The organism is Streptosporangium sp. NPDC000239 (assembly GCF_040300765.1).
Taxonomy (GTDB): domain Bacteria; phylum Actinomycetota; class Actinomycetes; order Streptosporangiales; family Streptosporangiaceae; genus Streptosporangium.
Map to the genome: position 1 here is coordinate 138870 of NZ_JBEPEI010000009.1, position 17459 is coordinate 156328.

At 70.9% G+C, this 17459-nt stretch carries 21 protein-coding genes; 12 read left to right on the forward strand and 9 right to left on the reverse strand.

From position 1 onward, the window contains the following. Positions 1-135: 135 nt before the first annotated feature. From ABT340_RS22960 to ABT340_RS22990, 7 genes are all read right to left on the reverse strand, one after another. Positions 136-1092, reverse strand: a complete 957-nt coding sequence (locus tag ABT340_RS22960; RefSeq protein ID WP_352012842.1) for an inositol-3-phosphate synthase — start codon at positions 1090-1092, stop codon at positions 136-138. A gap of 34 nt (positions 1093-1126) precedes the next feature. Beyond that, a complete protein-coding gene (locus ABT340_RS22965; RefSeq protein WP_352012843.1) occupies positions 1127-1840 on the reverse strand; it encodes a hypothetical protein in 714 nt (237 codons plus the stop codon). A gap of 69 nt (positions 1841-1909) precedes the next feature. Next, complete coding sequence (locus ABT340_RS22970) at positions 1910-2554, reverse strand: response regulator transcription factor (RefSeq protein WP_352012844.1); 645 nt, start codon at positions 2552-2554, stop codon at positions 1910-1912. Further along, complete coding sequence (locus ABT340_RS22975) at positions 2539-3798, reverse strand: sensor histidine kinase (protein WP_352012845.1); 1260 nt, start codon at positions 3796-3798, stop codon at positions 2539-2541. The genes ABT340_RS22970 and ABT340_RS22975 overlap by 16 nt, the downstream gene beginning before the upstream one ends. 190 nt (positions 3799-3988) lie before the next feature. Then, on the reverse strand, positions 3989-5104 hold the full coding sequence (locus tag ABT340_RS22980) for a CU044_5270 family protein (RefSeq protein ID WP_352012846.1): 1116 nt from the start codon (positions 5102-5104) through the stop codon (positions 3989-3991). Further along, a complete protein-coding gene (locus tag ABT340_RS22985) occupies positions 5097-5687 on the reverse strand; it encodes an RNA polymerase sigma factor (RefSeq protein ID WP_352012847.1) in 591 nt (196 codons plus the stop codon). Before ABT340_RS22985 ends, ABT340_RS22980 begins: the two co-directional genes overlap by 8 nt. A gap of 98 nt (positions 5688-5785) precedes the next feature. Continuing rightward, on the reverse strand, positions 5786-6019 hold the full coding sequence (locus ABT340_RS22990; RefSeq protein WP_352012973.1) for a DUF2283 domain-containing protein: 234 nt from the start codon (positions 6017-6019) through the stop codon (positions 5786-5788). 130 nt (positions 6020-6149) lie between these two features. Between ABT340_RS22990 and ABT340_RS22995 the strand changes: the two genes are divergently transcribed. The 6 genes from ABT340_RS22995 (at position 6150) to ABT340_RS23020 (ending at position 11074) form a co-directional block, all read left to right on the forward strand. Beyond that, complete coding sequence (locus ABT340_RS22995) at positions 6150-6578, forward strand: hypothetical protein (protein WP_352012848.1); 429 nt, start codon at positions 6150-6152, stop codon at positions 6576-6578. Next, the gene (locus tag ABT340_RS23000; RefSeq protein WP_352012849.1) at positions 6572-6796 is read left to right on the forward strand and encodes a helix-turn-helix transcriptional regulator; all 225 of its coding nucleotides are present in this window, start codon (positions 6572-6574) and stop codon (positions 6794-6796) included. Before ABT340_RS22995 ends, ABT340_RS23000 begins: the two co-directional genes overlap by 7 nt. A 41-nt stretch (positions 6797-6837) precedes the next feature. After that, a complete protein-coding gene (locus tag ABT340_RS23005; protein ID WP_352012850.1) occupies positions 6838-7806 on the forward strand; it encodes an NAD(P)-dependent alcohol dehydrogenase in 969 nt (322 codons plus the stop codon). 180 nt (positions 7807-7986) lie between these two features. After that, entirely contained in the window at positions 7987-8472 is a 486-nt protein-coding gene (locus ABT340_RS23010) for a hypothetical protein (RefSeq protein ID WP_352012851.1), read from the forward strand. Positions 8473-8475: 3 nt separating this feature from the next. Continuing rightward, positions 8476-10398: a M48 family metalloprotease gene (locus tag ABT340_RS23015; RefSeq protein WP_352012852.1), complete on the forward strand. Its 1923-nt coding sequence runs from the start codon at positions 8476-8478 to the stop codon at positions 10396-10398. Positions 10399-10402: 4 nt separating this feature from the next. Beyond that, complete coding sequence (locus tag ABT340_RS23020; RefSeq protein ID WP_352012853.1) at positions 10403-11074, forward strand: hypothetical protein; 672 nt, start codon at positions 10403-10405, stop codon at positions 11072-11074. A 99-nt stretch (positions 11075-11173) separates the two neighbouring features. Here ABT340_RS23020 and ABT340_RS23025 read toward each other — a convergent pair whose 3' ends face one another. Then, the gene (locus ABT340_RS23025) at positions 11174-12730 is read right to left on the reverse strand and encodes an alpha/beta hydrolase (protein WP_352012854.1); all 1557 of its coding nucleotides are present in this window, start codon (positions 12728-12730) and stop codon (positions 11174-11176) included. Between the two features lie 140 nt (positions 12731-12870). On the opposite strand from ABT340_RS23025, the gene ABT340_RS23030 reads away from it, so the two are divergent. Then, on the forward strand, positions 12871-13500 hold the full coding sequence (locus tag ABT340_RS23030; protein WP_352012855.1) for a histidine phosphatase family protein: 630 nt from the start codon (positions 12871-12873) through the stop codon (positions 13498-13500). Between the two features lie 149 nt (positions 13501-13649). Beyond that, positions 13650-14072: a YjdF family protein gene (locus tag ABT340_RS23035; protein WP_352012856.1), complete on the forward strand. Its 423-nt coding sequence runs from the start codon at positions 13650-13652 to the stop codon at positions 14070-14072. A gap of 192 nt (positions 14073-14264) precedes the next feature. Here ABT340_RS23035 and ABT340_RS23040 read toward each other — a convergent pair whose 3' ends face one another. Continuing rightward, on the reverse strand, positions 14265-15014 hold the full coding sequence (locus tag ABT340_RS23040; RefSeq protein WP_352012857.1) for an SDR family NAD(P)-dependent oxidoreductase: 750 nt from the start codon (positions 15012-15014) through the stop codon (positions 14265-14267). Between the two features lie 297 nt (positions 15015-15311). Here ABT340_RS23040 and ABT340_RS23045 point away from each other — a divergent pair, with 297 nt between their 5' ends. The 4 genes from ABT340_RS23045 to ABT340_RS23060 all read left to right on the forward strand — a co-directional run bounded on the left by ABT340_RS23045 (position 15312) and on the right by ABT340_RS23060 (position 17459). Then, positions 15312-16178 carry an SseB family protein gene (locus ABT340_RS23045; protein ID WP_352012858.1) on the forward strand — a complete coding sequence of 289 codons (867 nt, stop codon included), beginning with the start codon at positions 15312-15314 and terminating at the stop codon, positions 16176-16178. Further along, positions 16175-16567, forward strand: a complete 393-nt coding sequence (locus ABT340_RS23050; RefSeq protein ID WP_352012859.1) for a hypothetical protein — start codon at positions 16175-16177, stop codon at positions 16565-16567. The genes ABT340_RS23045 and ABT340_RS23050 overlap by 4 nt, the downstream gene beginning before the upstream one ends. 99 nt (positions 16568-16666) lie before the next feature. Further along, positions 16667-17110 (forward strand): YbaB/EbfC family nucleoid-associated protein, encoded by a 444-nt coding sequence (locus ABT340_RS23055; protein WP_352012860.1) that lies wholly within the window; start codon positions 16667-16669, stop codon positions 17108-17110. Continuing rightward, complete coding sequence (locus ABT340_RS23060; protein ID WP_352012861.1) at positions 17097-17459, forward strand: hypothetical protein; 363 nt, start codon at positions 17097-17099, stop codon at positions 17457-17459. The genes ABT340_RS23055 and ABT340_RS23060 overlap by 14 nt, the downstream gene beginning before the upstream one ends.

Genomic DNA, 17459 nt, shown 5'->3' on the forward strand with positions numbered 1-17459 from the left:
GCCTCGGCCGACGATTCTGCGGCATACCCGGGGCCTTGTGGCAAGTCCCCCCATGCGCTATACGTTGAGAGTGGAAAGGGGCGAAGGCCCCTTTTTTCATGCCCGCTGACCGCCCTGGCAAGATGGTGGGGAGGCCTAGACGGTGGGCGGGGACTTGAGCAGTGACGCCGTCTCGGGCGGACAGCCGCCGCGCCGCCGCCGGAGCGCGTGTGCCGCGATGCGGACCAGGTCGACGATCACCCCGGCGCCGCCGCTGGGGTCGTGCACCTTCAGCTTCAGGTCCAGGCTGACCGGTGCCCCGCCCCACGCCTGCGCCTCGATGTTGATGTGCGCCACCTTGTGCGACTCCAGGTGCGGCAGGTATCCGAGCGGGGCCAGCTCAACCCGCCCGGCCGTGCCCAGGGCGTTGAGCTTGGACTCCATCTTGGTGTTGTCGTTCTCCGCCAGGTTGCGGAAGTCCTCGGTGCCGCCCAGGTTGACCTGGTAGGAGCTGACCAGGGTGAGCCCGCGCTCCTCCAGCAGCCGCAACAGGGCGTGGTGCACGATGGACGTGCCGAACTGGCTGGTCAGGTCGTCCCCCAGCAGGGGAAGCCCGGCCTCGGTGAACCGGTCAAGCCACCGCGGATCACGGGCCACCGTGTCCGAGGTGATGTTGACGAACGCCGCACCCGCCCGCAGCGCCGCTTCGGCGTAGGCCTCCGCCGTTCGCTGCCTTCCGCTGGGGGCCGCGTAGAGCACCACCTCGGCCCCGGCGAGCTCCCCGGCCACCCGCTCCACCTCGGCGGCGTCGGCACCTGCGTCGTCGGCCGTGAGGCCACGCCGTACCGTGACACCCGACGGCGGCAGGTCGTCGACGATCCGGGGGAAGTTGTTGGGCGGTGCGAAGATCGCCTCGGCGAGGTCCTTCCCGACCTTCCCCGGGGACATGGCGAACGCCGCCACGAAGTCGATGTCACCGACGCCCATCCCCCCGAGCACCGGCCGCCGGACCCCGACCAACTCCCCCGTGGCCCGGTACAGCGCCATCCCCTGCAGAAACGCGGACACGTTGTTACCGACACCGACAACCGCGACCCTAGCCCGTTCGATCATGCTTTCAAGGTACGGCGGCGCGCCCTCCGAAGGGCTATCCGGAGAAGCCCTTGTCCTTCAGGCGGTCGATCAGTTCGGTCATGTTTCTCGGTTCCAGCCATGGCGTACGGCCCGCGGCGTCGAGGGGCTCCTTGCCGCCGACGAGTGCGGGGCGGTCGGGCTGCCGGGCGGCCAGGAAAGGGTCCTCGAAGACCAGGCCCTGCGGTGGCGCGCTCATCAGGTGCGCCCGCGCGGGAAGCGGCTCGCCCGCGTCGAGGACCCGCTGCTCGTGGGGCGGCCTCTCGGCGAGGAACGCCATGGCCTTCGTCCCGGCGGGGATCGCCGTGGCGAAGTCGGCCACCGACTTCGCGGGCTTCCACTTCTCGGCGGGCAGGGAGTCGTCCCGGACGACCGCCCCCTGGTCAAGCTCCACGAAGACCACTCCGCCGGGGACCGTGCCCTTGAGGACGTCGGTGGCCCTGATCCTCAGCACCACGCGGTGGTCGAGGGGGCCGTCCTCGTAGCTCTCCAGGGCGGGTCCCCGCTGCCAGCCGTCCACCACCCCGGCCACGACGACGGGTTCCTGTCCGGCCAGGGCCTCCGGTGAGAGGGCGGGGTCGTAGTCCGCCTCGGAGATACGCAGGACGGAGACGTCCAGAGGCCTCCTGGGGGCTTCGGCCGCCCTCTCGGCGCCCTGGTCCGCGCATCCGGTGAGCAGCAGGACGGCCACCGGCAGAGCGGTGAGACCGTTGGGTCTTCTCCTCGTCATCCCCGTCCAGTCCGTGATCTTCGTGGGTGAAGGTCGTACCTGCGCCCACGGCGCCCGGCGACGGAAATATCAGGCTTTGTTGAGATAGGTGAGGACGGCCAGGACGCGGCGGTTGTGGTGGTCGTCGGTGATGCCGAGTTTGTCGAACATCGAGGTCGTGTACTTGCTGATGGCGCTCTCGCTGAGGAAGAGCCGCCGGCGGATGGCCTGGTTGGACAGTCCTTCGGCCATCAGGGCGAGTACGGAGTGCTCGCGTTCGGTGAGGCCTTCGAGCCGCCTGTTCGTGGAGCCGCTGGAGAGCAGCCTGGCGATGACGGCCGGGTCCATGGCGGTCCCGCCTCCGGCGACGCGTTCCATGGCGTCGACGAACTGGTCGGCGTCGAACACGCTCTCCTTGAGGAGGTAGCCGACCCCTCCGGCGCCGTCGGCCAGGAGTTCCCGGGCGTAGAGCTGTTCGACGTGCTGGGAGAGGATGAGGACCGGCAGGCCGGGCACCTCGCGGCGGGCGGCGAGCGCGGCCTTCAGGCCCTCGTCCGACTGGGTCGGCGGCATCCGGACGTCGACCACGGAGACGTCCGGCCGCCACTTCAGCAGCGCGTCGAGCGTCTCGGGGCCGGTGGTGGCCGTCGCCACGACCTCGTGCCCGTACGCCTGGAGGAGGCGGATCATCCCGTCACGCAGGAGATAGAGGTCTTCGGCTACAACGACGCGCATGGCACCATCATCCTCACGTGGGTCGGACCGCCTGCCGGGCTGGTGACCGCCAGGGTGCCGTCGAAGACGGCGAGGCGGCGGCGCAGCCCGTCGAGTCCGCCGCCGGTCCGCATGTCGGCCCCGCCCCGGCCGTCGTCCTCGACGTCGACGACGACGCCGGTGTCGTCCCGGACGATGGAGACGCGCGCCAGGCTCGCGTGGGCGTGCTTGGCCGCGTTGGTCAGCAGCTCGGCGATCCCGAAGTAGAGGGCGGACTCGATCGGCAGGTCCAGGCTCAGCCGGGCGTCGGCGCTGACGGTCGTTTCGAGGGGGCTGTCCAGGGCGAGGGCGCGGACGGCGTCGAGGAGGCCCCGCTCGCTCAGCACCGGCGGGTTGATGCCCCTGACCAGGTCGCGCAGTTCGGCCAGGGAGGTGGCGGCGCCCGCCCGTGCTCCCCGCAGCAGTTCGGCGGCCTGGTCGGGGTCGGTCCTCATCAGTTTCTCCACGGTCGCCAGCGACATCCCGAGCGCGACCAGGCGTGCCTGCGCCCCGTCGTGCAGGTCCCGCTCGATCCGGCGGATCTCGGCGGCCTGCGCGACCGTGGTGTCCGCGCGCTGGGCGGTCAGTTCGTCGACCCGTTCCGCCAGCGCCATCGCGGACGACGGGCGCAGGAAGCGGACGGCCACCGGCTCGACGACCCGCCAGGCGTCCGGGGAGCGGAAGACGGCCACGGCGCCGCTGAACACGCCGAGGAGGCGCATGACGGGTGACGGCTGGGAGAGTCCGACGATCGCTCCCGCGATCCCGGCCGGTGGGATGACCGCGGACACTCCCGCGGTGAACGGCATGATGGCCACGAACCGCAGGTCACGCCAGTTCGCCGGGTCCTTCCAGCGGAGCCGCCACTTCTGGTCCATGAGGGCGTCGCGATCGCTGCGCTCGTAGGAGTGGCCGTTCCACCAGTATCCGGTGGACAGCTGCGTCACCGGTCCCGGCTGCCGGTACCCGGCGGGGATGACGGTTCCCGTCCACCTCGCGACGAGGGAGCGGACCATCCGGCAGACCGGGCGGACCAGGGCGAGGGTGCCGACGCAGGCCCACAGGAGCGGGACGATCCCCGACCAAGGGTCTCCGTGCCACACCCGGATCCACAGTGCCACGGCGACCGCCCACACGGCCGGGACCAGCAGGCTGACGGCCACCACGACACATGACCGTACGAAGCCCGTCCCCGCACATGTCAGCCACGATGCCAGGCGTTTCATGTCTTTCCTCGCTTTTGTTCGGTGCCTCAACTGTGCACCGTGCGGGGCGAGCGATCACAGTGGGTCCAGCCCCACTCGTTCGTGCGTCCAGACCGATATTAGGCCCCCTGTCCGCTTTGTGAAGTAGATGGGAAAGCTCCGCCCGGCCACGCCGGATGAGGCGTGGCCGGGCGGAGTGGCCGTACGCGGGTCAGTCGGCCGGGCGGTCCTGAGGGCTCTGCTTGGCGGGGAGGTCGGGCTCCTCGTCGGTCCAGGTGAGGGAGCTGACCGCCGCGTAGGACTCGATCAGCTCGCCACGGTAGGAGTTGGCCGACTCGGACGCGAGTGGTTGTCCCGTGGTGGTGTCCAGCACGAACCGGGTCCGCGCGGCGGCCCCCTCCTGGAAACCGACCGCCTGACCGGTACGGCCGAGCGGATCGGTGACCGTGCCGAGGGACTTCACACCGGGCAACACGGCGCACATGCGGTAGACCGCGGCCCGCACCTCGGCGGAGACGGGGAAGTCCATGACGAGCTGGGTGCCGTACTGGAAGACGTTGGCGTTCATGTTGACCGGCTCGGCGCCGTACCCGTCGGCGACGACCTTCTCCAGGTAGGCCCGCATCCCCTCGGGGGTCGTCGGCAGCGCCTTCAGCGCCTGCGGGGTCATGGGGGTGTCGAGCAGGGTCATCGACTTACCGGCGTCGTTCCACACGGCCTGGCGTTCACCAGGTTCGGCATGGAGCGTGACCTTCCGATCGGGGTAGGTCCAGCTCCGCGGGGAGCCCGCGGCCCGCCAGGCCTTCTCGTCCTCGGGCGTCGCCGGGGCGATTCCCTGCTCCTGCGTGATCGTCCACGCGCGTCCACCCGGTGCCCGCGGGACCCAGGACTCGACCGCGGTGGTCTTCGCAAGGCGGTAGCGCTTGTCGGGAGAGTCGAGCCGGCGGCCGTTGACGGCCTTGCGCACCCAGTACTTCCCGGTCGTGGGCATCCTGACGGTCGAGTTCGCGGCGGCCAGGAAGACGTCCTTGGCGGACAGCACCGCCACGGAGCGCGTGGGCGCGGGATCCGGGGCCCCCTGCGAGAGCACGACGGCCGTGGTGGCCGCGACGCCGAGCAGGCCCGCGCCGAGGGCGGTCCACCTGGCCGCCCGGATGGCCCTGCGGATCCGGCCGACGGTGGGCTCGGGGAGAACGGGTTCCCGGGAAACGGTTTCCCGGAGGGGCTCCTGGAAGGCGGCGGTGAGTCGTGTCCTGCCTTCGGCGACCACCTCCGGCGTGGGCGGCCGCACCGACATCAGCGCGCGGATCTGGGCGAGGTCATCCATCCGATGCTCCGATCAAGGGGTTGACGCCGCCGAGGGCGGCTCGCAGTTTTCTGCGGACGCGGTTGAGCCGCGATCCGACGGTTCCCGTGGGGACGCCGAGGGCGTGCGCGATCTCCTCGTAGCTGAGCTCGGCCAGCGCGAGGAGCAACAGCGCGTCACGGTCGGCCTCCGGCATCGCCTCCAGGGCCTCCGCGAGCGGCCCCCGCACGCCCGCGGCGGTGAGCCGTCCGGCCACCAGTTCCTCGTGTCCGGCGTCGATCCCGTCGTCGGCCGACATCCGGCGCAGGACGCTCAGGTGGTGTGCCTCCTGGCCACGGTGGCGGGCGAGGAGGTTGGTGGCGATGCCGTACAGCCAGCCGCGGACCGTTCCCCGGGCGGGGTCGAAGCCCTCGCGGCCGCGGAAGGCCGCGAGGAAGACCTCCGCCGTCAGGTCGTCGGCGGTCTGGGTGCCCAGCCTGCCCGCGACGTAGCGGTGGATGTCCGGAAAATAACGGTCGTAGAGGACGGCGAACCGTTCGGGGACGTGGAGGGACTCCTCGATCGCATGGGCGTCCTCGGCCTCTCGCGATGGGGTTGTGATCATCTTCTACCGGTGGCGTCGATGGCCGTCAGAGGTGTTCTTCGTGGGTTCACACCCCTACTTACTGAAACGGGCACATCTTCTTCACGGCGACCGCCGCGTCACCCCTCGTACGGTGTGCCCTCCTGCTCGGACTCGGCCAGGGTCTCGGGGAACAGCGCGGCGGAGGCGCCGGCGACCTCGACGCCCAGCAGGCGGCCGTGTTCGTCGAGGTCGAGGATCACCTCACCCCGCAGCGCCGGGTCCTCGACCACGATCCGGGTTCTCGCCGCGCCCGGGGCGATCTCCTCGGCCAGGTGGACGTAGGCGACGTCGTTCTCCCCGTCGTGTTCCACGCGCAAGGTCGGCCCCCGGATGTTCGATCGTGCTGTCACTGACAGAGTGCCCCGCCTCCGTACATCCTGGCCACGATCGGCGATGTAAAGAAAAGTAGACATGATGTTTTGTTTGCTTTACATTGAAGGCATGTCGGCGGAAGAGAAGCGCGCCTGGGTCATGCTGGTGGTCACGGTCGTGTCCTACGTGACCTACGTGTTGGTCGTCCTCGGACGGGTGGGAGAGGGCGCCTTGGCCGCCGTGCCGTACGTTCCGGTGCTGCTGTGGACCGTCGGCTCGGCGATCGTGGCGACGATCGTGCTCGATGTGGCGCTCGCGATAGCCTCACCCGGGGACGCCGACAGGAAGGACCAGCGCGACCGGGAGATCTACCGGTTCGGCGAGTACGTCGGCCGGTCGTTCGTCGTCGCGGGTGGCGTGGCGGCGCTCGGCATGGCCATGGCCAGGCTGGACCACTTCTGGATCGCCAACGTGATCTATCTGGCGTTCGTCCTGTCGTCGGTCCTCGGATCGGCGGCCAAGATCATCGCCTACCGCAGGGGTTTCCAGACGTGGTGAAGCCGACCAGGATCACGAACACGATCCGGTCCCTCAGATTCGCCCAGGGTGAGATGACGCAGGCGGAGCTCGCCGAACGCGTCGGTGTGACCCGTCAGACCGTCATCGCCATCGAGCAGGGCCGCTACTCGCCGTCCCTGGAGATGGCCTTCCGCATCGCCCGGGTCTTCGGCGTCCCGCTCGACGACGTCTTCCAGTACCCCGAAACGGAGGAGTGACCCCGCTCCTCGCGACCCCCAGTCAGTGAGGAGAGACGGTCATGCGTGCGATCACCCACGAGCGGTACGGCCCGCCCGACGAGGTGTTACGGCTCAAGGAGATCCCCAGGCCGGTCCCCCGGGACGGGGAGGTGCTGGTCAGGGTCCACGCGGCCCCCATCGGGGGAGACGACTGGCACCTCATGCGGGGCATGCCGTACGTCGCCCGGTTCGTGACCGGGCTGCGCAGGCCGAGGAACCCCGTCGCCGGGCTTGAGGTCGCCGGACGGGTCGAGGAGGTCGGCGCGAACGTCACGGAGTTCGAGCCGGGTGACGAGGTCTTCGGCTGGTGTGCCGGCTCCTTCGCCGAGTACGTCGCCGTCCCCGAGGGGCAACTCCTGCCGAAACCGGTCAATCTCTCCCTGGAGCAGGCCGCCGCCGTACCCATCTCGTCGTTCACCGCCCTGCAGGGGCTGCGCGACGGGCGGATCGGCCCGGGGCAGCGGGTCCTGGTCAACGGCGCCTCCGGCGGCGTCGGCACGTTCGCCGTGCAGATCGCCCGTTCGTACGGCGCCACCGTCACCGGCGTCTGCGGCCCGGCCAAGGCCGACCTCGTGCGTTCCCTGGGGGCCGAGGACGTCGTCGACCACACCAGGGAGAGGTTCGCCGACCGGGGGGAGCGCTACGACCTCATCCTCGACGTGCAGGGGAGCCCGTCCCTGGCCGAGTGCCGTCGCGCGCTGAAGCCGCGCGGGACCCTCGTGATCGTCGGAGGGACCGGCGGCCCCTGGTTCTGGGGGACCGACCGCTGGTTCAGGGCCTTCGCGCTGTCGCCGTTCGTCGGGCAGAGCCTGCGGGTGCGGGTGCACACCGACGACCGCGCCGACCTTCTTCTCATGAAAGAACTCATCGAGGCGGGAAAGGTCACCCCCGTCGTCGACCGTACGTATCCGCTGGAGCGGGTGGCCGAGGCCATCCGTTATGTCCAGGAGGGGAACGCGCGGGGCAAGGTGGTGGTCACCGTCCCCTGACCAGGCGTTCAACCCGCTATACAACGAAATATCGCCCTTAAGGGATATATCTTCCTTAAAGGTTAATATTCAGTTTTGGTATGGCTTATCCGGCAGAAAGGCCATGGCGGGTGGGGCGATTCTCCGGCGGGAGGAGTACCTTCTGATACGCCTCATTCTCCCTTGGCATCGGGAGCGTCAGTGTCGCAACGGCGCACACCCTACGAAATCGTCGAGGCGGTCATCGCCGACCTCGGCCCCGAGGAACTCCCCTTCCTGCCCCGGCTCTGGGCGGTCCACGTCAGGAACCCCACGGACGGCCGGTCCCGGGAGCGGCTCATGGGCTCCGGAATCCTGGTGGAGATCACCGCCTGGACACCCGTGGTCCTCTCCTTCGTCGGCGGTGCCCTCCTGGACGCCGCCAAGGACGAGATCTCCGACCAGACCCGCACCGGGATACGCGGCCTCTTCGGCCGGGTGACCCGGCGCGGCAGGAAACGGCTCATCGAGGAGCCGCTACCGCCCTTCGACGACCGGCAACGCCGCAGGATCGGGGAGGCCGTCCTGTCCAACGCCCTCGCGGCGGGCCTGGCCGAGCCCCGGGCCCGGCTCCTGGCCGACGCGGTCGTCGGCGCGCTCCACCGCGAGCTCGGGCTCGACGCCCCACCCGACGCGTCCGGGGGGTGACCCGTGCGGGGGAACGGCCCCACCCTGCCCTCGACGAGCGTAGAACGCCTGCGGCTGCTGTTCCTCACCGTCGCGGCGGGGGCGCTCTTCGGCGGTTACTGGTTCCTGGTGCTCGTCCAGGACGGCTGGAGCGAACGTAACCGGGCCTGCGGCGCACTGCCCGGGATCGAGGAGTTCCTCGACTGCTCGACCCGGATCCTGGTGCTCCAGGCGCTGGTCCCGCTGGCCGGTCCCGCGCTGGTCGCGGTCCTGACCGTGTCGGCCCACCTGGCGGCGCCCACCGTGATCACCCACCGGCACGGCGCCCGTCCGCTCGACCCCTGGCCCCGGGCCATACGGGAGACCGTCGAGCGGGCGGGACTCGACCGGACGCCGACGCTGATGCTCAGCGAACAGAGCGGGCCGCTGTGGATGTTCGTCTACGGCCGCGGGAACCGGCACCGCGTCATGCTCTCCTCCGACACCCCCCTGTGCGCCGTGACGGACACCGAGCGGGTCACCGCGACGCTCGCCCACGAACTCGGCCACCTGCGCAACCGGGACGTCGACCGTACCTACCTGGCCGTCTTCGCCGTCGCGAGCCTGGCGCTGGTGACGATCGCGCCGGTCGGGCTCTCCGCGCTGCTGGTCACCGGCCCCACCCCGGCGTTCGCCGTCACCTGGCGCGACCTCGTGCTCGCACTGCTGGTCACGGGCACCTGGGCGGCCGTGGTCAGGGCACGCGAGCACGACGCCGACCTGTGGGGCGGCGACCTGCAGCCCGGCGGCATGCTCGCCCTGCTGACCGGCGGAAAGCAGGAACGCCGCGGCCTGCTGCGCCTGCACCCGCCCCACGAACGGCGGCTGAGGGTGCTGCTCGACCCGGACCTGCTGCTGCGGCCCTCCGCCGTCGAGGCCGTCGCCACCGGGATCGCGGCGGGCGTCGTCGTCACCGAACTCGGTGTGAGCCTGCGGACGCTGCTGCCCGTGCCGCCGCTCGTCGCCTACTGGGTGGCCGGTCTCGTCGCCGCGGTGCCCGTCTCCGGGATCGTCGGCCTGGCCGTCTGGCGGGCGGGGGCGGCCCGGGTCCTCACCCGGCTCCGGGTGCTGGCCTGCGGCCTCGGGCTGGGCGTGGGACTGGTGGCCGGGCTGGTCCTGGCGCCCAGGTCGGGTGTGCGGTGGAGCCGCTGGATCCCCACGGCGCCCGACTTCACGACCGTCGCCGAGCCGACCGAGATCCAGCCGGGCACCGCGATCTGGATGACGGTGACGCTCCTGGCGCTGACCACGGCGGTGACCGGCTGGCTCGCCCTGGCCGCCCGCGCGTGGGCGCCCAGGGCGGGGACGCGCGCCTGGCGGTACACGGCGCCCCTGGCGGCCCTGATGCTCGCCGTTGTGCTGGGCACCTGGTCCCTCGCCGCCCGCCTGGCCGCCTCCGAGCAGTGGGGCGCCGCCGACCTCGCCCGCCTGATGATCACCCCCCAGGCGGCGCTGTTCCTGCTGGTCCTCGCGCTGGTCGCGCTGCTCGCCCCGCGCCTGCCCCTCCGTACGGCTGCGCCCCTCCTCGTCCTCGTCCTCGTGCTCCCGCCAAGCCTGCTGATCCTCTCTCCCGCGCCCCCTCCGCCCGTGACGACGCGCGCGGCGGCGCTCCCCGACTCACCCCAGGCGGGCGTGATCTGCCTGGGGCTGTTCACCGTCGGTGTGTCCGGATTCGGCGCTCCCGCCGACCACGCCGCCAGGGCGCGGCTGGGGGAGACGCTGCGTGACTCGGACGACGGCCTTCTGCGCCAGGTCGGCGAACTGTTCCTGCGCGGCGCCCGCACCCGGTCCCAGGACCTGGAGGGACTGGCGTGGACCGCGTTCGTCAGACGCTGCGACCACCTCAGGCGCTACCGCGACGCACCAGTGCCGGAACCCGTCTCCCCGTTTCCCACCGAAGGGTGGTGACGCCATGTCCCGTGCCGGGACGCTTGGCCGTACTCTCCTGGCCGTCCCTCTGCTGCTCGTCCTGCTCGTGCCGTCGGCCGGACGGGCCGACGGCACCACGGGCAGGGCCGTGCCCGCGCTCGGCCGCGGGCTGCTCACCCTCGCCGACCTGCCCGCCGGTTACGCCCCCTGGAAGCCCGAGTACAGGCCCTACAGCACCAGCACCAGTCCGGAGTGCGCCGCCGTACTCGACGAACTGGAGTTCGGCAGGCCCCGATACCGTGGCATCGACTACGCCTTCGCCGGGTTCGCCGCCAAGGGGGCCTTCGGCCCGTGGGTCGTGGAGAACCTGCGGCGCTACCCGACGGCCGTCGTCGCCGACCACGACCTCGACCGCGTCCTGAGGGTGCTGCCCCGCTGCTCGTCGTTCAGCCTCGCCTACCGGGGTGAGCGACCGGCCGTCTCCGTCGTGCGGGTCACCCCGATCAGGACGGCCGCCCTCGGCGACCGGAGCCGGGCCATGTGGATCACCGTGAACGTCAACGGCGAGTGGGCCTACGGGGAGGTGCTGGTTCTGGCCAGGGTGCGCGCCACCCTCATGGTCCTCAGCCAGCTCGCCTTCCGGCCGCCGAAGGCCGCGGCCGCCCAGGCGGTCGCCGCCAGAGCGGTCGCGAGACTCCGCGCGGCCAAGGTCTGAGACGTGTTCCGCGGGTCCTCACCATGGTGAGGACCCGCGGAACACGTCAAGGTGCCCGCGTCCCACGAGTGCCGGACCACCGTGGGACACGGGCACGGCTCACCGTCGCCCGGCCGGGGCACCGTCCCTGTCGCAGACGGTGTCACCGCCGGGCAGGACACCGTCGACCAGATACCGGTTGACGGTGGCGTCGACGCAGGTGTCGCCCGCCGCGAGGTAGGCGCCGTGACGGTAGGCGCCGCGCAAGGTGACCATACGGGAACCGGTCAACGCCCGGTGCATGGCCCGCTGGCCGGGGTAGGGGGTCACCGGGTCGCCGGTCGCGCCGACGACCAGCAGCGGGACGTCGTTGCCGATCGTGGTCGGCGCCTCGACCGGTGCGGTCGGCCAGAAGGAGCAGGGACTGACGTTGCGGGTCATCGGCCCGAACAGCGGCTCGTCGGCGCGGTGGGCCTGGATGTCGCGGAAGTAGGACTGCGGGTCGCGGGTGGCGGGCTTGTCGGCGCAGATGATCGGGGTCCCCGCCCGGTCCTCCGCCGACCCCGAACCGGTGAACAGGCCGTCGAGAGTCTCCTTCAACGACGCCGGGACGGTGACGGTTCTCCCCCGGGCGGCGTCGGCCAGCACCCGCACCTCGGCGGCGAGGCCGGCGTACGCCTCGGGGCGGTCGTCGTAGAGGCGGATGAACAGCAGATAGGGGACGTGCTGGGAGCCGAGCCGATACGGGCCGACCCGCAGCGGGCTCCGGGTGGCGGCCTGGTTGACACGCTCCACGGTGGCCAGGACCTCGGCCTCGGTCGTGCCCAGGCCGTACTCGGCGTCGCGCGCGGCGGCCCACGACGCCCAGTTCCGCAACGCGGCGGCGATCGCCGGGCCGTTCTCCGACAGCAGGTCGGGGCCGTAGACGTCCGGTCCGACCGCGCTGTCCAGCACGACCCGGTCGGCGCGGGCGCCGAACATCTGCGTGTAGACGGCGCCCAGGTAGGTGCCGTAGGAGTAGCCGAGGTAGGACAGTTTGGGCTCGCCGAGGACCTCGCGGACGACGTCCATGTCGCGGGCGGTGTTGCGGGTCGTGGCGTGGGGCAGCAGGTCACGGTCGCCCTGGGCGCACTCGTCCGCCAGCTCCTTCATGAGGGTCACGCTCTCGTCGAAGGTGCGGCGGGTCGGACCGGCGGACCGGGTCGGGGTGTCGGTCGTCCACCGGCAGCGGATCTGCCTGTTGCGGCCGACGAAGCGCGGGTCCATCCCGATCAGGTCGTAACGGGCCGCGACGGTGGGCATGTACCCGGCCAGGAGCACCTGGGGCACCCCGCTCCCGCCGGGACCACCGGGGTTGATCAGCAGGGCGCCTCTGCGCCTGGCCGGGTCGGTCGCCCTGATCCGGGAGATCGCCACCGAGATGGTCCGCCCCCGGGGATTGCGGTAGTCCAGCGGGACGGTGACCTCGGCGCACTGGGCGCCCGCCGCGTCCAGCTTCTCGCCGGTCTCGTCGTCCGGCCCGGTCCTGCAGCCGTGCCAGGTGAGTGTCTGGCGGTGGAACGTTCCTACGGCCCCTGTGAGGTCCGCGGCGTCCGCTGACGCCTGGCCGGTGACCGCCATCCCCGTCATCAGCGTCGCCCCCGCGGCGACGGCCGTGACGATCTTTCGTGCACGCACGGAAAGCCCCCTGTCGAATGTCGTCACCCCCGAAGCTAGGTTCCGCGCGGTCGATCATGATCGGTCATATGGTCGATGGAACTCGACCATATGGACATTCCTCTCTCGCCCGCCCCACGAAGGCCGGCATGATCGAGATCATGCGGACCCGCGTCCTTTTCGTGCGACACGGAGACTCCCTGCACAAGCACGAGCGGGTGACAGGCGGCCCGAAGGGCTGCCGGGGGCTCACCGAGACCGGCAGGCAGCAGGCGGAACGGCTCGGGAGGCGGCTCGCCGCCGAGATCGGGGAGGCCAGGACCTCGGTCTACTCCTCGATCCTGCCCAGGGCGGTCGAGACGGCCGTCGCGATCTCGGCGGCCTGCGGCCTGCCCTTCTCCCAGGACTTCCAGGACTGCGGGCTGTGCACCTGGCACATCCCGCCGGAGGCGGACGGGCTGCCGAGCGAGGAGTTCCTGCGGCGTTTCCACGCCGACGGCGGCGGCGTCCACCGGCCCTTCCAGGTGGGCAACGAGAGCTGGGCCGAGCTGGTGACGCGCGTCAGCCGTACCGTCGCCGACCTCGCCTACCGCCATCGCGGTGAGACCGTCATCGTCGTCGGCCACGCGGAGACGGTCGAGGTCTCCTTCAACGTGTTCGGGCTGCTGCCCGCCTACAGGCCCTTCGACCTGGAGGTCTCCCCGGCCTCCGTGACGGAGTGGGTCACCGACGAGGACCCGGGCCGGTGGCCGCCGCCCCGGTGGACGCTCACCCGCTTCAACGACACCTGATCCGGGGCGTACCATGGGGCCGCACACGAAAACGCGGTCCGGTTGGTAGCCCGGGCATGTCGCTCTCGTAACCGCCCTCTCCAGGGATGTCCGGTGTGCCGGAAACGGTCTCGTCAGACCGTTCGTCGGCATACACCTGGGAGGGCGTTGTGATCTCACTGGCTGTTTACTACGAGGGCCCCTTCTGGGTCGGTGTCCTGGAGATGGTCGAGGGCGACGAACTGCGGGTGACGCGGTTCGTCCTCGGCTCTGAGCCGACCGACCCGGAGCTGTACGAGTTCCTGATGCGGCACGGTAGCGCGCTGCTCGCGCGGACCGCGGAGTCGCGCGCCGTACCGGCGGGGGAGCGCGCCGAGCGGCGGGTCAACCCCAAACGCGCCGCCAAGCTCGCCGCCCGCCAGGCCGCCCGGGTCTCCACCAGGAGTACGGCCTCGCAGGAGGCGATGCGGATCGAGCTGGAGGGCCGCAAGCGTGAGGCGGCCACCGACCAGCGGGAGAGGAGGCGGGAACTGGCCGAGTACAAGCGCGAGGTCGCCAGGCGCAAGCGCGTCGAACGGCACCGGGACACCTGACCGGCGGGCCGGTTTCGGCCGCGTCACCGGTTCACCGCCCGCCCCGGGAGCCGCCCGCCCTGGGAGCCGCCCGCCCTGGGAGCCGCCCGCCCTGGGAGCCGCCCGCCAGGGGAGCCGCCTGTCCGGTTCGCCGCCCGTCCGAGGGACCGGCGTCCCCGGCGGGTTCGGGTGTCGCCGCCGGGGACGGGCGGGTCAGACGCCGCCGGTGACGGAGATGGTCTGGCCGGTGATGCCGGTGTTGGCGGCCGAACCGAGGTAGACGACCGCGTTGGCCACCTCACGGGCGTCGAGCAGCCGGCCGACGGCCGACAGGTTGATGTAGCGCTGGCTGAACGGCTCGATCCGCTCCTCGTTGCGCGCGGTCGCGGTGAGGCCGGGCAGTACGACGTTGGACAGGATGTCGCCGTCCCGGCCGAGGCTGAAGGCCGCGGACCGGCTGAACCCGTGGACCGCGGCCTTGGCCGTCGTGTAGTACTCCGCACCGGCCATGCCCTCGTCGACGAGACCGCTGGAGATGTGCACGAGGCGTCCGAAACGGCGTTCGCGCATCCCGGGGGTGACCAGCCTGCTCAGCTCCAGGTAGCCCTCGACGTTGCGCCGCACCATCTCACGCCAGGCGTCCTCCTCGACCTTGTCGAACGACTCGCCGGGCTCCCATCCCCAGGTGAAGAGGGCGTTGTTGACCAGCACGTCGATCCGGCCGGTCCAGTCGAGCGCGGCGGAGACCACGGCGCGGGCCGAATCGAGGTCGCCGAGCTCGTAGGGGACGACCAGGGCGTGTTCCCCGATCTCCTTGGCCACCCGCCCGGCTTCCTCGGGTGAGCTGCGATAGGTGAGCACCACGTCGGCACCCTCGGCGGCGAAACCCCGCGCGACCTCCCGGCCGATGCCGCCCGACGCTCCGGTCACGATCACGGTACGGCCGTCAAGTCCCAGGTCCATGAAAACCCCTTAACCGATTGGTTTGCTTCGCAACATCGAAGCATCGGAGCAGGGGAGGAATGTCGCCAGGGTGGGTACCCCGGGTGTCCGGCATTGGTGCGGGCGGCGCCTGACCCCGCCCCTCCATACTCCGCTCCCCTCGGGCACTGTCAACGGCTGTTCGAATTAGGCTTGTAACGGACGCCCCATATATGTAATTTGCGTTTCGCACAAAGGGGCGGCGGGCATCTGGACCCCGCGGGCTCTCCCCTCCTGCCGGGGAGGGCCCGCGGACTTCCCTCGACTACGGTGTGCCGTATGTGGCGGTTCACTCCTTTCGAAGAGCGGCTCCGCGCGGCGCAGACAGGAGGGAACCTCGCCCGGTGCCTGGGCCTGCTGGCCGCGGCCGACTTCGCGATGCCGATCTCCAGAGCCGCGGCGGCGGGGGACGAGCCCGTGGCCTGGCCGACCTGGACGGACGGCGAACGGACCTGGCTGATCGCCTACACCTCACAGGAGGCGCTGCTGACGGGCACCGGCGGAGCCGTCGGCGACCACCGGATCGTCCTGATGGCCGAACTCGCCGCGGGATGGCCCGACCCCCACTGGGGACTGGCGGTCAACCCGGGGCTTGAGCCCTCCTTCCTCCTTGAGTCGGGTACGGTGGCCCGGCTCGCGGCGCCCACCCTCGCGCAGGACAACGCGGTCGATCCGGGGATCCCGATCGTGCAGAAACTGGTCGGGCCGGAGGAGATCCGGGCGCTGCTCGACGACGGCGCGCCGAGTGTGTCCGGATACTGTCACCACGCCCTCGACGTGGCGCACATCGCGACGCCGGCCGTGCTCGCCGAGGCCCTGCTGCAGGAGGAGATGATCACCGATCGCGGATCGGTGAACGTGCTGCGCTGGCCCGCGATCGGGTTCGACCTCTACCGGACGCCCTACGGCGGGGTGGACGAGGAGACGATGCGCGCCGTGGGCGGGTGGGTGGTCGAGGAGCCGCCCTTCGTCGGGCTGGGGCTGGTGCCGAACGTCGACCAGACGATCAGGGAGTACAAGGTGGCCGGGGTCGCGTTGCCGTACGGGGCGGAGATCGTGGAGCTGGGCGACGACGGGGTGACCCGGCGGCGCGCGGTCTACGACGGGGACCTCGGAGGATGGATTCTCCTTGAGGCGGCGCGGTGACCGGCTCCTTCTACCGGGCCCACTGGCGCGGGAGCCCCTACCGGGCCTCTCCCGAACTCCGCGGGGACGGACTGTGGCTGCGTCTGTGGAGTCCGTACGCCGTCGAGGGGGCCGAGGAGGTGGTCGCCGGGCGGTGGATCGTGGTGGTGCCCGCCGGGGAGTGCGAGCGGATCGACCTCGTGACGACGGTCTGCGAATGGCGCGGCGAACCCTTCCTGGTGGTCGGCGAGAGGGAGGACGAGGTGCTGCTGGAGTATCCCGGCGGTCTGGCGCCGGTGGCTCTCTCGCTGGGGTTCGAAAGGGTCGAGCGGGGAGTTTATCGCCGCTGGACCCCCCGCGTGGAAACGGGGAATGCGAGGGAAGAGGCGCGTTCTGTCACGATTTCGTGACTTATGTACGGCTTCTGTAGCTGTTCTGTGATTTAAATAACAGAAGCGAACTTTGTGGTGGACGTTAGGTAGCTTGATCGTGTTGTTCGAGTGAACACAGTGACAGCGTTTACCACGGGGGAGAACGTGCAGCCGGTCGAGAGAGCGGACGCGACAGGTATGCAGGCCTACGCCGACGAACTGCGTCGGACCTTCATGAGCCTGCAGGACGAGGGACTCGACCTGCTGCGGAACGCGAAGGCCGTACAGGTGACCGAGAGGTCCAAGGACGGCCTGATCACGGTCACGGTGAACTCGCGCGGCGAACTCGTCCGGCTCGACATCGACCCGAGGATCTACCGCCACCCCGACGCCAGGGCCCTGGCCGACACCATCACCGACACCGTCCACCGCGCGGGCGAGAAGGCGCAGCAGAAGGTCGTCGAGGTGTTCGAGCCGCTGGTCCCCGCCGACCAGATGCGGGCCTACATCGAAGGCGACGTGGAGAAGATGATGGACCAGCTGGCCGGCATGATGGCGGGGAGGACCAGTGGCGACCTCTGAGCCCGTCCTCTACCTGGGCGCGGTCATCGAGAACGGGATCTCTCAGTGGGACACCATGGCCTCCGACCTCAGCGAGGCGTTGTCGCCGGTGTCCGCCGAGCTGAAAGCGCTCAACGCGACGGCGCCGTGGGGGAACGGCCCCGAGGGGCGGGCGTTCGCCGCCCAGTACCTCAAGGGGGACGGCCCCAACCGGCTGGTCGAGACGGGAGCCGAACTGGTCGGCCACATCACGGACGCCGGGACGCTGCTGCGCAAGACCATCGCCAACTCCCGGGCGGCCGACGCCAGGAACGTCGAGGACATGACCCGCCACGCGAAGGCAGTGGCCCAGGGACGTGTGACGGCCTGA